Here is a 14,672-nt window from a genome sequence, read left to right as displayed (position 1 = left end):
GCGCATGTGCGGCTTCGGTGGGGGTGCGGGTGGCGCCTGCGGTCGGTGGGTGGGGCGGGGCCGCGCCGGGGGGTGTCCGTCCTCGGTCCGGCGGTTGCTGGTGGTTGCTGCTGTGCTCGGGGTGGACGCCGGCCGCTGCGGGCGGGCACCCCCCGACACGTCCCCTTCCCGCCCGTACGCGACTGCGGCTGCCACTCGCCGCCATAGCTGCGGGCAGTCGTGCCGCTGGGGCGGCACGGGTGGGCGCAGCGGCACCCCGCCGGCGCGGGCGAGCGAACCCGCCCCCGACCCCGTTCCGGCCGTCGGGGTACCCCTCGCCGCCGTAGCCGCGGGCAGTCGTGCCGCTGGGGCGGCACGGGTGGGCGCAGCGGCACCCCGCCGGCGCGGGTGCGTGAACCCCGCCCCGGTTCCGGTCGCCGGACGTACGCGGCGGCCCCGCCCTTTCGGACGGGGCCGCCGCGGTGGGGGTCAGCCTGCGACCGGCTCCAGTGCCGGCGCCGGTTCGTCCGTCGGCGTCGGCGCGGTGGCTTCGGTGGCGCGCCGCCTCGGGATCAGCAACGCCGCCACACCGGCAAGCGCAACGACCGCGGACCCGGTCACCAGCGCCGGCTGCAGACCGTCGACGAAGCTCTGGGCGGACTCGTAGCCACCTTGCGCCGAGAAGATCGACGACATGATCGCGATGCCGAGCGCCCCGCCCACCTCGCGCAGCGCGTTGTTGGCCCCGGAGGCGATGCCCTGCTCCTTGGCACGGACACTGGACATCACCAGGTTGGCGGCCGGCGCGAAGTACAGCCCCATGCCGATGCCGCTGATGATCAGGGCGGGCAGCTGGGCAGCGTAGGAGACGCCGGGCGCCACCACGGAAGCCATCCAGCCGAGGCCGACGGCCTGCAGGAAGAGGCCGGTGGCGACGACGGGTCGGCCTCCGATGCGGTCGGACAGGATGCCGGCGATCGGCGCGGCGATCATCGGCATGCCGGTCCAGGGCAGCATGCGCAGGCCCGCCTCCGTGGGCGAGTAGCCGAGGACGCCCTGCATGAACTGGCTCAGAAGGAAGATCGAGCCGAACATGCCGAGGAACATCAGCAGGCTCGCGGCGTTGATGCCGGAGAAGGCACGGGAGCGGAACAGCCGCATCGGGAGCATGGGGTTCTTGGCTCGCAGGCTGTAGCCGACGAACGCTGCCAGCAGCGCGGTTCCGGCGAACAGGCCGGTCAGGACCAGAGGGGCGGTCCAGCCGTCGGAGGGGCCGCGCACCAGGCCGTAGACGATGCCGAAGAGGCCGCCGCTGGTGAGCAGGGTGCCCGGCACGTCGAGCGGGGCGCCGGTGCCGTACGACTCGGCGAGGCGCAGGCGGGCCAGGGGCAGCAGGGCGAGGCCCAGCGGGACGTTCAGCCAGAAGATCCAGTGCCAGGAGACGTGCTCGGTGAGGCTGCCGCCGATGAGGGGGCCCGAGGCTACTGCGAGGCCGTTGACTGCGCCCCAGATTCCGTACGCCATTCCGCGCTTGGCAGCGGGCACGGCGGCCGTGAGGAGGGTGAGCGTCAGGGGCATCATGATCGCGGCGCCCACGCCCTGCACCGCACGGGCGGCGATCAGGGAGTTGATGCCGGTCGCCATGGCCGCGGCCGCGGAGGCACCGGTGAAGACAGTGAGGCCGGCGAGGAAGAGCCGGCGGCGGCCGAACCGGTCGCCGAGCGCCGCGCCGAACATCAGGAGGACGGCGAAGGTGAGGGTGTAGGCGCTGACGGTCCATTCCAGGTCGCCCAGCGCTCCGCCGAGGTCCTTTCGGATGGAGGGCAGGGCGGTGGTGACGACGAGGTTGTCAAGGGCCGCCATGAATCCGGCGACGCTGGTGATGACGAGGGCCCAGACGGTTCCCCCGCGACGTGCGGTCTGCTGTGACATCGCTCCCCCAGAGGGTGATCAGTCGCTCGGTAGATCTGTTTGGTTAGTTATTGATGACTAACTTTCACGGGCAAGAAAAGGCGGTTGCGGCGCCTTTCCCGCGGAGTGCGTGGACTACTTCTCCAGACGGCCTTCCAGCCGCGCCTCTGGATACAGCCCCTCCCAGACCCGATGCTCGGGAGGAAAACCCATGGCCACCAGGCAGTTGATGAGCATCCCGTACGCCATGAACGTCGTCGTTCCGTCGACGTCGGCACCCAGCGGCAGATGGACCGTGTCCCACAGCCGCATCCATCCGTTGCGCACCGCTTCGCCGAGTTCGCGGTCGCCCGCCTGCTCGGCGGCGCCCACGGTGACGTACATCTGCATCTGCATCAGCAGCCGCTCGGGCTGCTCCGCGATGACCTTGGTGTACGCGTTCGCCATGGCGCGCAGGGCCTCCTCGCCCTCCAGCCCCTTGGCGGCCTCCTCGAAGGTGCGGACGGTGTCCTCCATGCACCGCTGCGCCACCGCGAGGAAGAGTGCCTTCTTGCCGGGGAAGAGCCGGAAGAGATACGGCTGCGAGACACCGACCCGCTTGGCGATCGCCTCGGTCGACGTGCCGTAGTAGCCGCCGCGGGCGAACTCCGTGGTCGCCGCGCGGATGACGCTCTCACGCCGCTCTTCTGCGCTCATCCTGGCCATGCAAGTAAGTTAGTACTCAATCACTAACTAGGTCAAGCCCGCACTGGAACCTTCCCTGCCCGCGAGACGTTGTCGCAGGCAGGGGGCCACATACGGGTAAGGGGCGCCCTCAATGGAGAACACCCCTTACACCCCGGCCGTTGGCGGGCCCCTCAAGCCAGTCGTACGACCGCCCGCGACACCCCGAGCACCTTCTGCCCGGCGCTGGTCGCCGTGAGGTCCACGCGGACGGTGTTGTCGTCCAGCTTGGCCGCCACCTTGGCGCTGACCTCGATGAGGGCGCCCTGGTCGTCGTTCGGGACGACGACGGGCCTGGTGAAGCGGACGCCGTACTCGACCACCGCACCCGGGTCGCCGGTCCAGTCGGTCACCACCCGGATCGCCTCGGCCATGGTGAACATGCCGTGCGCGATGACGTCCGGGAGGCCCACCTCCTTGGCGAACTTCTCGTTCCAGTGGATGGGGTTGAAGTCCCCGGAGGCGCCGGCGTACTGGACGAGGGTGGCGCGGGTCACGGGGAAGGTCTGGGCGGGCAGCTCGGTGCCGACCTCGATGTCGTCGTATGCGATCTTCGCCGTCATGTTCTCGCTCACGCCTCCTCTGCCGCGCGCGCGACCAGCTTCGTCCAGGCGGTCACGACGTGCTCGCCCGCCTCGTCGTGGACCTCGCCGCGGATGTCCAGGATGTCGTTGCCCGCCATGGACTTGATCGCCTCGATGGTGGAGGTGACGGTGAGGCGGTCGCCGGCGCGGACGGGGCGGACGTAGGAGAACTTCTGGTCGCCGTGGACGACCCGGCTGTAGTCCAGGCCCAGCTGAGGGTCCTGGACGACCTGTCCGGCCGCCTTGAAGGTGATGGCGAAGACGAAGGTCGGCGGGGCGATGACGTCGGGGTGGCCGAGTGCCTTGGCTGCCTCCGGGTCCGTGTAGGCGGGGTTGGGGTCCCCGACCGCCTCGGCGAACTCGCGGATCTTCTCCCGGCCCACCTCGTAGGGCTCGGTGGGCGGGTAGCTCCGCCCCACGAAGGACTGGTCGAGCGCCATGGCTCGGCACCTCCTGTGTCTGCCTGCTGATTGCTGTGAGCCGACTGCTGAGAGCTGACTCTGAGTGGTGAGTCTGGATGCTGACCGCTGACCGCTGGTGTCTGCGGATGCCTGCGGGAGATCTTTTCCGGCCGCCCCGTGATCGGTCGGAACCGGTCGGTAACCGGGGCTGAAACGACGCGAGGCCGCCCCCGGTTGGTGGGGGCGGCCTCGCGTACGAGCCTGTTTTATCGCGTTTCGCGGTGCGCGGTGTGCGCGTTGCAACGCGGGCAGTGCTTCTTCATCTCAAGACGGTCCGGGTTGTTACGCCGGTTCTTCTTGGTGATGTAGTTCCGCTCCTTGCACTCCACGCAGGCCAGCGTGATCTTCGGGCGGACGTCGGTGGCAGCCACGTGAGTGCTCCTTGACGAACGGATGGGATGGTTTAACGCATAGAAGAGTAGCCGATCGAAGGACCGACCCCGCAATCGGCTACTGTCAGTAGCGGTGACCGGACTTGAACCGGTGACACAGCGATTATGAGCCGCTTGCTCTACCGACTGAGCTACACCGCTGTGATGCGATCCGTTCCCGCCTTGCGACGGGAACCTCACACACCAGAGCCCCAATACGGAATCGAACCGTAGACCTTCTCCTTACCATGGAGACGCTCTGCCGACTGAGCTATTGGGGCGAGCGATGAAGACATTACACGCTCCGCCGCCGTTCACCCAAATCCGTTTCGCGGCCCCCGTCCCGGCCTGTTCCGCAGGCGGGCGAGGCCTCTGCCCCGGCCCTTTTCCCGGCTGTCCCGGGAGCCACTGACGGCGCTTCCATACGGCGGACCACACCGGTACGACTATTGCGCTCCTCCCCGACACGGGCGGATCGCCACCCTAGGCTCGACTCACTCTGCGTGATCTTGCGTTCCCCTGCGCAGCCCCCGAGCCCCTGGAGTGCGATGCCCGACAGCCAGCCGCAGCCACCCCCCTCGTCGTCCTCCTCTTCGGGTTCGTCCTCCTCGTCGGGGTCCTCGGGTTCTCCGGGATCCTCGGGGCGGGTGGGCGATCCGGCCGCCCTGCTGCTGTGCGGGGCCCGGCTGACCGACGGCCGGACCGTGGACGTGCGGCTGAGCGGCGGGCGTATCGAGGCGGTCGGCACGGCCGGAAGCCTGGCCTCCGGCGGAGCGCGGGACTGCGGCATGCGCGTGGATCTCAGCGGCTATCTGCTGCTGCCGGCCCCGGCCGAACCGCACGCGCACGGGGACACCGCGCTGTCCGCCGAGGACGACGGTCCGGCCTCGTACGAGCCCCAGGACGTCCAGCGCCGGGCCACCGAGGCGGCGCTGCTGCAGCTGGGCCACGGGGCGACCGCGCTGCGGGCCCATGTGCGCGTGGGGGACGTCCAGGGCCTGGGCGCGCTGGGCGCCGTACTGCAGGCGCGGCGTTCGCTGCGGGGGCTGACGGAACTGACGACGGTGGCCATGCCGCGCATGCTGACCGGCGTGGCCGGGGCGGACGGGCTGGCGATGCTGCGGGACGCCCTGAAGATGGGTGCCTCCGTCGTGGGCGGCTGCCCTGACCTGGACCCGGATCCGACCGGTTACGTGGAGGCGGTCCTCGAGGTCGCCTCCGAACACGGCTGCCCCGTCGACCTGCACACCGACGCCGCCGATCCGGCCCGCCTCGCCCGCATCGTCGCGATGGCCGGCGGACTGCGTCCCGGGGTGACGCTCGGACCGTGCGGCGGTCTCGGCCGGCTGCCCGCCGAGACGGCGCGGCGCACCGCCGACCAGCTCGCGGCGGCCGGGGTGACAGTGGTGTGTCTGCCTCAGGGCGGCTGCGGGGGCACCGACCGGCGCGACACGGCTCCGGTACGGCTGCTGCGGGCGGCCGGCGTACGGGTGGCCGCGGGCAGCGGCGCCCTGCGCGACGTGTCGAACCCGGTGGGACGCGGCGACCCCTTGGAGGCGGCCTATCTGCTGGCCTCCCGGTACGGGTTGCGGCCCGAGGACTCGTACGACGCGGTGAGTTCCTCGGCGCGGTCGGCCATGGGGCTGCCCGAGGTGCGGGTGGAGGCGGGTTTCCCGGCCGAGTTGCTGGCCCTGCGCGGCGACCGGCTGGCGGGCGCGTTGTCGCTGGCGTACAGCCGCATCGTGGTGCATCGGGGGCGGGTGGTGGCGCGGACGAGCGCGGTACGGGAGTACTGCAACTCGGCCGCGGCGGCGGAGCTGGGGTTGCCTCGGCAGGGGCGGGGGGAGTTGTCGTGACGGGTGGGGCGCGAGTGGGGACGCGCGGTGCGCGTTATGGGGTTGCGCGTTGTCGGGGTGCTGCGGCCGTGGTGAGGAATCCCGGCGGGGTGTTGAGGGGCGTGCAGGGGCGCGTGTAGGCGTGGGGGGCGGTCGGCGTGGGGCTTGTGCGCGGGGCGCGTACGCCGGGAGTGTGCACCCGCGCGGCTTGCGCGCCGTGCTCCGGACCCCGCGCGGACCGATGCGAAGCCAACCCGTCGGTTCCGGCGGCGGGAACGCGTGCCATCAGAGCCATTCCGGTTCTGGCGCGAGGAGCGAGCGGGCAGTGCGTGCATCAGCGATGTGCGCCGGGAGCGCATGGTCGGGGCTCGTACGCCCAGCGCGCACCTTCCGGCTGTGCGCTCCGCGTGCGCACGGTGAGGCGTGGCTCAAGTCGTGCGGCGGACGCGGTCGTCCGGGCGTACGGTCGGAAACATGCGCATTGTCATCGCTGGTGGTCATGGTCAGATCGCGCTGCGGCTGGAGCGGCTGCTCGCTGCGCGCGGAGACGAGGTCGCGGGGATCATCCGTCGCGCCGAGCAGGGCGACGACCTGAGGGAGGCCGGTGCCGAACCGGTTCTGCTCGATCTGGAGTCGGCCTCGGTCGAGGAGGTCGCGGCACATTTGCAGGGCGCCGACGCGGCGGTGTTCGCGGCGGGCGCGGGTCCCGGCAGCGGGGCGGCCCGCAAGGAGACGGTGGACAAGGGAGCGGCGGTCCTGTTTGCGGACGCGGCGGTCCGGGCGGGCGTACGACGGCACGTGGTCGTCTCGTCGATGGGAGCCGATCCCGCGCACCAGGGGGACGACATCTTCGACGTGTATCTGCGCGCGAAGGGCGAGGCCGACGCCTACGTACTGCGACAGGACGCGCTGGACGCGACGATTCTGCGCCCCGGGACGCTGACGAACGACCCCGGCACCGGCCTCGTACGGCTGGAGGCGCACACGGGCCGTGGCTCGGTCCCCCGCGACGACGTGGCCGCCGTACTGGCGGAGTTGGTGGAGACCCCGGCGACGGCCGGACTGACCCTGGAACTCGTCAGCGGATCGGCGCCGGTGTCGGTCGCGGTGAAGTCGGTGGCCGGGAACTGAGGGCGTCCGGCGAGGGAGTTCCGGCCGCGAGGAGGAACGGGCCTACTGGGCACGGCAGTTCACGGCCGGGCATCCCCTCGTAAGTCCGTAGTCCGTACGCCCTCTGGTGCGCTCCCTCAACTCCCCTTAGAACAGCGGAAGCTGGCCGGGCATCTCCGGGACGACGTATCCGTCCAGTGACGGCTGGGCCGCGTCGAGTTGCGCCTGGTGGCGTGAGCCGGGGCAGGAGACGAGTACGCCGTTCTCGCGCGCGCCGGGCGGGTCGTGACGAGCGAACCGTCCGGCGACGACGGCGATCTCGCGACGGCATTCGGGGCAGCGTCTGCGGCGAGTGGACATGGGGCAAGTGTGCCTCGGGCGGGTTGCGTTGTGCGCGGGGCGCACGCTCCGGCCTCCGCATGGACCTCGCACGCTGTTGTGTCACCGAGGGAGCCCTCACGCGTCCCCGTCACCAAGCCTTCACCGGGGACCTGCAACATCCGACTACACTTGCTTAAGTCAATCAATTGACTTAATTTGAGGGTGTCGCGCACACCAGACGACCCTTGCCCAGGGAGGCCCGACCCATGTCCCACGCTCTTCCCCGACCCGCCGACGACGGGGTGGTGTCCGCAGCGCCGCGGGCCAATGCCGTCGTGGCGGCCCTGGCCTTCGGCGGGATCGTGGTCTCGCTGATGCAGACCCTGGTGATCCCGATCGTCCCGGAGCTGCCGAAGCTGCTGAACGCCCCCGCGTCCGACACCGCCTGGGCCGTCACCGCCACACTGCTCGCCGCCGCCGTGGCCGTCCCGATGATGGGGCGGCTGGGAGACATGTACGGCAAGCGCCGCATGCTCCTGGTCAGCCTGGTCCTGCTGGTCGCCGGATCGGTCACGGCCGCGCTCAGCGACTCGCTGGCGCCGATGATCGTCGGGCGGGTGCTGCAGGGCATGGCGGGTGGCGTGATCCCGCTCGGCATCAGCATCATGCGGGACGAGCTGCCCACCGAACGGCTCGGTTCGGCCACCGCGCTGATGAGCGCCTCGCTCGGCGTGGGTGGCGCACTGGGCCTGCCGGCGGCCGCGTTGATCGCCGACAACTTCGACTGGCATGTGCTGTTCTGGAGCTCGGCCGCGATGGGCGTCGTAGCACTCCTGCTGGTGCTGTTCGTCGTCCCCGAGTCAAAGGTCCGCACGGGCGGCCGCTTCGATGTCGTCGGCGGCCTCGGCATGGCGGTCGGCCTGGTCTGCCTGCTGCTCGGCATCTCCAAGGGCGGCGACTGGGGCTGGGACAGCGGCACGACGCTCGGCCTGTTCGGGGCGGCCGTGGCGGTCCTGCTGCTGTGGGGCTGGTACGAGCTGCGCACCGAGCAGCCACTGGTCGACCTGCGCACCACCGCCCGTCGGCAGGTGCTGGTCACCAACCTCGCCTCGGTCGCGCTCGGCTTCGGCATGTTCGCGATGTCCCTGGTGCTTCCGCAGCTCCTGCAGTTGCCTGAGGCGACCGGCTACGGTCTCGGCAAGTCGCTGCTGACCGCCGGTCTGGTCATGGCCCCCTCCGGTCTGGTGATGATGGCGACCGCCCCCGTCTCGGCCGCCCTCTCCCAGGCCAAGGGCCCGAAGGCCAGCCTGATGCTGGGCTCGCTGATCGTGGCGGCCGGCTACGGCCTGCAGATCCTCCTGATGTCGGAGGTCTGGCAGTTCGTCCTGGTGTCCTGCGTCATCGGTTCCGGTATCGGCTTCACATACGGCGCCCTGCCGGCCCTCATCATGGGCGCCGTGCCCCCGTCGCAGTCGGGCGCCGCCAACAGTCTCAACACCCTGATGCGGTCCATCGGTACGTCGACCGCCAGCGCCGTCGCCGGCGTCGTCCTGTCGCAGATGACCATCGGCCTCGGTGGGACCCTCCTCCCCTCGGAGAACGGCTTCAAGACCGTTCTGGCCATCGGCGGCGGCGCCGCGCTGCTCGCCTTCGCCGTCGCGTCCTTCATTCCGCGTCACCGGGCGGCTGCGGCCGGGAGCAGCCAAGCGTCCGAGGAGGGGGCTGCCGCCGGAGCAACATCAGCTACGGCCTCCTCCGCGGCGGAGAGCGGGACTGGTGCCCCCGGGTCGGCTGAGGAGGGAGCGCCGGGCCGGGCCGCCACGTCCGGGATCGGGGAGGGTGCGCCAGGGCTGTCGGCTGCGCCTTCCGACGGGTCGTCGCCGGGGCGTGCGCCCTCCTCGGCTGCCGTCGCGACCGCCGGGCCCGACGCGGCGAGCGCCTCCGGCGGCGGCGGGATCCCGGTGAGCGGTCATGTCCTGGGAGCGGAACACATCCCCGTGGCGGGGGCCGCGGTCACGCTGATCTCGCTCGGCGGAAAGCAACTGAGCCGGTCGGTCTCGGGGGCCGACGGCTCGTACGGTGTCGACGCGCCCGCCGCCGGTTCGTACGTCCTGATCGCCTCCGCCGACGGCCTCCAGCCGCAGGCCTCGACGCTCGTCGTCGCCGACGGGCCGCTCTCGTACGACGTCCTGCTGAGCGGCACGAGTGGCCTGTCCGGGCTGGTGCGGTCCGCCGACAGCGGGGCACCGGTCGCCGACGCCGTGGTGATCGTGACCGATGTGCGCGGGGAGGTACTGGCCACCGGACGGACCGACGTGCTGGGCGAGTTCACGGTCACCGACCTGGTGCCGGGGACGGTGACGCTCGCCGTCGACTCCGCCAAGCACCGCCCGCTGGCCCTGCCCGTCGAGATCGGCGGCGCGGGCACCACACGCATCGAGGTCGAGCTCCGGCCCGGCGCCCACGTCCGGGGCACGGTACGCGGAGCGGGCGCGCCACTGAGCGACGCCCGGGTGACCCTGGTGGACGCCGCGGGCAACGTGGTCGCCACCACCCGGACCGGGCACGACGGCGCGTACGCCTTCTCCGACCTGGACAGCGGCGCGTACACGGTCATCGCGACGGGCTATCCGCCGCAGGCGGCGACCGTGACGGTATCGGGCGGCGGCACGGACGACCACGACATCGAACTTGCGTACAGCGGAGAGTAGTTGCCCCTGCGATGCGGAGTAGTGCCGTCCGCCCGCGCGCACTACGGGTACGCCGGGGATGGGGCCGGACGCCGAGGCCGGCCCGCCGGGGTCAGGAACGGATGAACGCGAGGATGTCCGGGTTGAGGACCTCCGGGTGCGTCGACAGCATCCCGTGCGGATAGCCCTCGTAGGACTTGAGGGTCCCGTTCTTCAGAAGCTTGACCGTCAGGGGTGCCGAGTCGTCGTACGGGACGACCTGGTCGTCGGTTCCGTGCGCGACGAGGACGGGCACCTCGATCTGCTGCAAGTCCTCGGTGAAGTCGGTCTCGGAGAACGCCGCGACGCACTCGTAGTGCGCGTTCGCCGCGCCCATCATGCCCTGGCGCCACCAGTTGTCGATCAAACCCTGCGACACTTGCGCTCCGGGACGGTTGAAGCCGTAGAACGGCCCCGACGGAATGTCGATGAAGAACTGAGCCCGGTTGCCGGCGACGCCCTCACGGAAGCCGTCGAAGACTTCCATCGGCAAGCCGCCCGGGTTGGCCTCCGTCTTCAGCATCAGCGGTGGCACCGCGCCCACCAGGACCGCCTTCGAGACACGGCCGGGCTTGGCGCGGGCGACGTAGCGGGTGACTTCGCCACCGCCGGTGGAGTGGCCGATGTGCACGGCGCCCCGCAGGTCGAGTGCGTCGGTCAGGGCGGTCACGTCCGCGGCGTAGGTGTCCATGTCGTGGCCGGTCGCGGTCTGGGTGGAGCGTCCGTGGCCACGGCGGTCGTGGGCGATGACTCGGTAACCCTGCGCCAGGAAGAACAACATCTGGTTGTCCCAGTCGTCGGCGCTCAGCGGCCACCCGTGGTGGAAGACGATCGGCTCCCCGTCCCGGGGACCCCAGTCCTTGTAGAAGATCGTGGTGCCGTCGTCGGTCGTGACTGTACCCATCGCAGATCCTCCGCTTGTCCAGGCGCACCCCAGCCACGGAGCAATGGGTGGGGGGTACGCGGGACTTCACGCCCAGCGGGCGCGGTCCGGATGTACGGCCCACATTACGCCCTGTCCCTGCGGGCCACATCCGCAGCTTGTCGACGTCCGCAGACACGCAGTCGCCGCCCACGTGGGCCCGGGCACCGGGCGCGTGGTCCGGCGCCGAGAGCCCTGCGAGCTGCTTGCCGAGGATGATGGGGTTGTTGCACCCCGCGGTTGAGCACCGACGCCGGTGCACAACCGCACGGTCTGGGCTCCGCGCGTCGCCTCACTTCACCGGAGTCGTCATGAGCTTGGCCTTCCCGTCCCTTCGGACTCGTCTCGAAGGCGGCGTTCTGTTCGCCACCCTCGACGCCGGCCCCCTCAACCTCCTCGGTGTCGATCTGGTCCGTGACTTGGTCTCCCTCGTGGACACGCTGCACACCGACCCCGGCGAGGTGCGCGTCGTCGTCATCGACAGCGCTGCGCCGGACTACTTCTCAGCGCATGTGGATCTCTCGGCCGTTTCGCTGTACACCGCGGAGGCAGCGAAGGCCGGAGGCCCCGGTGACGCCTCACCCGGGATGCTCTTGCACAGGTTGGCGGACGTCCCTGTGATCACGATCGCCAAGGTGCGCGGTCGCGCTCGCGGCGGCGGCAACGAACTCGCCCTGGCCTGCGACATGATCTTCGCTTCGCGCGAGAACGCGGTCTTCGGTCAGTTCGAGTCCGGTACCGGCGCCATGCCCGGCGCCGGCGGGATCCAGCACCTCACGCGGCGACTCGGCCGGGCCCGCGCCGTCGAAGCCATCGCCGGAGCCGACGATTTCGACGCCGACCTCGCCGAACGCTAGGGCTGGATCAACCGCGCCCTGCCCGACACCGAACTGGACGACTTCGTGGACCGCTTGGCCAAGCGCATCGCCGACTTCCCGCCCGCGGGCGTCAGGGCAGCCAAGCGCGCCATCAACGAGCTGACGCTGACGGACCCCGCACACGTGCGCTCCGACGCCGCCGCGTTCCAAGGCCTGATCGCGCTGTCCGAAACGCGCGAGCGCCTGGACTACCTGGCCGACCGCGGCCTCCAAAAGCCTGGCGAGCTCGAACACGACCTCGGAAAAGCCGTGGCGGAGTTTCGGTATCGCCGCCCCTGACAACAGCCTGCTGCGGGACCGCACTTGGGGAGGCGAGGAGTGGCGCCCGTACGTCTCACACGTAGCCGCGCCGCCGTACGAAGCCCAGGGCGAGCCCGCCCAGCGGGACGTTCAGCCAGAAGGTGAGCAGCCGGTAGACCAGGACCGCGGAGGTCGCCGGGCCGGCGGGGACGCCGAAGGCGGTGAGGGCGGCGATCAAGCCGGCTTCGAGGGCGCCCAGGCCGCCGGGCACGGGGGCCGCGTTGGCCAGCAGGCGGGCCGCCATGTAGGCGGCTCCCACCTGCACGAAGGGCAGGTCGCCGTCGAGCGCGTGCAGGCTCAGCGCGAGGCCGACGACCTGGACGAGCGGCAGGCCGAGCGCACCCACGACACCGATCGCGATCTTGGCGGGGTCGGAGGCGATGCCGGTCAGCGTTGTCCCGGCCGCGCGCAGGAACGGCCAGACCTTCTCGCGCAGGAAGCGGCGGCCCGGTGGGGTGAGGCCGAGCAGCCCTCCGGCGGCCAGCACGAGCGCGATCACGGGCAGGGCGTACTTGCCTGCGGGCAGGTCCAGGTGCACCCCGCCGTGGTGCTGTCCGGCCGCGGCGAAGAACACTGCGGCGACGACCGCGTTGGAGACCGCCCCGGCCAGGCTCTGCACCCCGATGGAGGCCGTGGCCGCCCCCGTCTCGATGCCCGTCTTCTGCAGATAGCGCAGGTTCAGCGCCATGCCGCCGACGTTGCCCGGGGTGATCCGGTTCAGGAACGAACTCCCGAACTGCACCTGGTACGTGGGCCAGAACGGCAATCGCCCGGGGACGCTGCCCAGTTGGAGACAGGTCGAGAACGCCTGCGAGACGAACGTGACGGGCACGACCGCGAGCAGCCACCACCAGTCGGCCTCACGCAGTGCGTCAAGCGCGGCCGGGGCGTTGGCCAGCTGCGGCAACACCAGGTGCAGCACGAGAAACGCGCCGAGCAGGCCCAGGACGCTCTTCCAGGTGAACCGCGCGAGCTGGGCCGGTTTGGCCGCCGGGGCACCGCACGCCGTGCGCACCTCCTCGGCGAGGTCGTGCATCAGGTTCGGCCGGCCGCCCGGGCGCAGGGTGCGCCGCCGGGCCCCCTGCGCGGCCTCGCGGGCGCGGGCCTGGTCGTAGCGGGCCACCTCGCGTCGCGCGGGGCCGACCAGGGCCAGCGGCTGCAGATACGGCAGGGCGGTCGCCAACGTTGTAGGGCCGAGCCCGGCCAGCGCGCAGGCCGTGGCCCGGCGCGGGCCGACCCGTACCGCGGTCGTGGCAAGGAGTTCGGCCAGGTCGGCGCCGAGGACCTCGGGCAGGGCGTTGAGCTGCGCCCGTGCGAAGGCGGTCAGCCGCGGCCTGCCGTCCGGGGCGAGCACGATGTGCTCGGGGCGCAACGCCCGGTGCGCCAGCCGGTGTTCCTGCAGGCGGGCCACCGACGTCCACACCGCGCCGAGCAGCGCATCGGTCCATTCCTCGTCCGGCAGGGGGGCATCCTGCCCGACGGTCACCAGCAGCGCACTCGATCCGGTCACGGGGTAGGCGATGACGGGCTCGGCGACCCGGGCGCCGGTGCGGCCGGCGAAGACCAGCATGAGCAGTTCGTGCTCGGCCGCGCCGAGCGCCGTCTGCTCGCCGGGGTCGGCGGGATGGCGCAGCAGCAGGCGCCGGGCCAGCCGGAAGAACAGGTCGCGGTTGCGGTCCTCGGCGGCCAGGACGCGGACGGTCAGCCGCGCACCCTCGGTGGTCTCGGCGCCGTAGAGCATCCCCTCGCCCCTGAGCTGCCGGTGGTCGGGCGCCTGGCGCAGGGCGGCGAGCGGAATTCCGCAGGCGACGAGCGCATCCGCGACGGCCCGGGGCGGCGGGCGGTCGGCCGGACCGCCCGCCATGAGCAGGACCGCCGAACCCGCGGTGCCGCCCACGGCGAGGGCACCCACCGCGTCCAGCGGGACGAGCGAGGCGGCCAGCACGCCGAGTGCGGCGCAGCCGACGGCCAGGGCCCACAGGGCCCGCCGCCACGGCCGTGGTAGCCACGGTCCTGCGGCGACGACCGCCGAGGCGCAGGCCGCCAGGTACACCGCCGACGGCCAGCCCGCGTGCACCAGCCCGCCGCGGCCCACCAGGACATCCGGCCACAGCTCGGGACGGCTGTCGGACAGCGCGAGCCGGGTGAGCGTCCAGGCGATCGCCGCGCCCAGGGCTGCGGCGGGCAGCACGCGCAACACCGCGTCCACGCGGCGCTGTACGACGAGAACGACCAGGGCGGCGACCGGCGCCAGAATGGCGATCACCTGGACCGTGCCGACGAGGCCGTCGCGCAACCCCGGTGACAGCGCGGTGGCCGCGGAGAGCAGGCCCTGCTGGGCCTTGCGGGCGAAGTCGCGGGTGGCGACCGCCAGCAGCACCGTCACTCCGAGCGCGGCGAGGGACACCAGCAGGCGCAGCAGGTCGGCCGCCCGGCGCGTATCGTGCGGCGCGGCGACGTCGATGTCGGGCTCGGCCCCGCCCTCCGACGTGCCCACGAGGTCGGAGGAGAGCACCGGGCCGTGGTGGTCGGTCATGGCCGGCCGCCG

Annotated in this window: 13 protein-coding genes and 2 tRNA genes; 5 read left to right on the top strand and 10 right to left on the bottom strand. The window is 71.7% G+C overall.

Translation table 11 applies throughout. The features are described from left to right. Nucleotides 1-468: 468 nt before the first annotated feature. From ACWC1K_RS09770 to ACWC1K_RS09740, 7 genes are all read right to left on the bottom strand, one after another. Entirely contained in the window at nucleotides 469-1,911 is a 1,443-nt protein-coding gene (locus ACWC1K_RS09770; RefSeq protein ID WP_450829941.1) for a DHA2 family efflux MFS transporter permease subunit, read from the bottom strand. A 114-nt stretch (nucleotides 1,912-2,025) separates the two neighbouring features. Continuing rightward, complete coding sequence (locus ACWC1K_RS09765) at nucleotides 2,026-2,595, bottom strand: TetR/AcrR family transcriptional regulator (protein WP_450829939.1); 570 nt, start codon at nucleotides 2,593-2,595, stop codon at nucleotides 2,026-2,028. A 152-nt stretch (nucleotides 2,596-2,747) separates the two neighbouring features. Further along, on the bottom strand, nucleotides 2,748-3,176 hold the full coding sequence (locus ACWC1K_RS09760) for a MaoC family dehydratase (RefSeq protein WP_450830349.1): 429 nt from the start codon (nucleotides 3,174-3,176) through the stop codon (nucleotides 2,748-2,750). 8 nt (nucleotides 3,177-3,184) lie between these two features. Continuing rightward, nucleotides 3,185-3,637 carry a MaoC family dehydratase N-terminal domain-containing protein gene (locus ACWC1K_RS09755; protein ID WP_344403656.1) on the bottom strand — a complete coding sequence of 151 codons (453 nt, stop codon included), beginning with the start codon at nucleotides 3,635-3,637 and terminating at the stop codon, nucleotides 3,185-3,187. Nucleotides 3,638-3,864: 227 nt separating this feature from the next. Next, nucleotides 3,865-4,029 (bottom strand): 50S ribosomal protein L33, encoded by a 165-nt coding sequence (gene rpmG, locus ACWC1K_RS09750; protein WP_003948671.1) that lies wholly within the window; start codon nucleotides 4,027-4,029, stop codon nucleotides 3,865-3,867. An 89-nt stretch (nucleotides 4,030-4,118) separates the two neighbouring features. Next, nucleotides 4,119-4,191 (bottom strand) — tRNA-Met (locus tag ACWC1K_RS09745). Between the two features lie 46 nt (nucleotides 4,192-4,237). Then, nucleotides 4,238-4,310 (bottom strand) — tRNA-Thr (locus tag ACWC1K_RS09740). Between the two features lie 267 nt (nucleotides 4,311-4,577). Between ACWC1K_RS09740 and ACWC1K_RS09735 the strand changes: the two genes are divergently transcribed. Continuing rightward, on the top strand, nucleotides 4,578-5,885 hold the full coding sequence (locus tag ACWC1K_RS09735) for an amidohydrolase family protein (RefSeq protein ID WP_450829937.1): 1,308 nt from the start codon (nucleotides 4,578-4,580) through the stop codon (nucleotides 5,883-5,885). A gap of 453 nt (nucleotides 5,886-6,338) precedes the next feature. Next, a complete protein-coding gene (locus tag ACWC1K_RS09730) occupies nucleotides 6,339-6,995 on the top strand; it encodes an SDR family oxidoreductase (RefSeq protein ID WP_450829935.1) in 657 nt (218 codons plus the stop codon). Between the two features lie 126 nt (nucleotides 6,996-7,121). On the opposite strand, the gene ACWC1K_RS09725 is transcribed toward ACWC1K_RS09730, so the two are convergent. Further along, entirely contained in the window at nucleotides 7,122-7,334 is a 213-nt protein-coding gene (locus ACWC1K_RS09725; RefSeq protein WP_351462508.1) for a hypothetical protein, read from the bottom strand. Nucleotides 7,335-7,561: 227 nt separating this feature from the next. On the opposite strand from ACWC1K_RS09725, the gene ACWC1K_RS09720 reads away from it, so the two are divergent. Further along, nucleotides 7,562-10,006 carry an MFS transporter gene (locus tag ACWC1K_RS09720; protein WP_450829933.1) on the top strand — a complete coding sequence of 815 codons (2,445 nt, stop codon included), beginning with the start codon at nucleotides 7,562-7,564 and terminating at the stop codon, nucleotides 10,004-10,006. Nucleotides 10,007-10,097: 91 nt separating this feature from the next. Here the strand turns inward: ACWC1K_RS09720 and ACWC1K_RS09715 are convergent, their stop codons facing one another. Further along, on the bottom strand, nucleotides 10,098-10,928 hold the full coding sequence (locus ACWC1K_RS09715) for an alpha/beta fold hydrolase (protein WP_450829932.1): 831 nt from the start codon (nucleotides 10,926-10,928) through the stop codon (nucleotides 10,098-10,100). Between the two features lie 329 nt (nucleotides 10,929-11,257). Between ACWC1K_RS09715 and ACWC1K_RS09710 the strand changes: the two genes are divergently transcribed. Then, entirely contained in the window at nucleotides 11,258-11,803 is a 546-nt protein-coding gene (locus ACWC1K_RS09710; protein WP_450829930.1) for an enoyl-CoA hydratase/isomerase family protein, read from the top strand. Nucleotides 11,804-11,857: 54 nt separating this feature from the next. Further along, on the top strand, nucleotides 11,858-12,103 hold the full coding sequence (locus ACWC1K_RS09705; RefSeq protein WP_450829928.1) for a hypothetical protein: 246 nt from the start codon (nucleotides 11,858-11,860) through the stop codon (nucleotides 12,101-12,103). A gap of 55 nt (nucleotides 12,104-12,158) precedes the next feature. Here ACWC1K_RS09705 and ACWC1K_RS09700 read toward each other — a convergent pair whose 3' ends face one another. Next, entirely contained in the window at nucleotides 12,159-14,660 is a 2,502-nt protein-coding gene (locus ACWC1K_RS09700) for a flippase-like domain-containing protein (RefSeq protein ID WP_450829926.1), read from the bottom strand. Between the last annotated feature and the right edge of the window lie 12 nt (nucleotides 14,661-14,672).

Source organism: Streptomyces sp. NPDC001492 (assembly GCF_053597275.1).
Note: the sequence above shows the minus strand (reverse complement) of the source record. Positions and strands in the feature narration are given on the sequence as shown.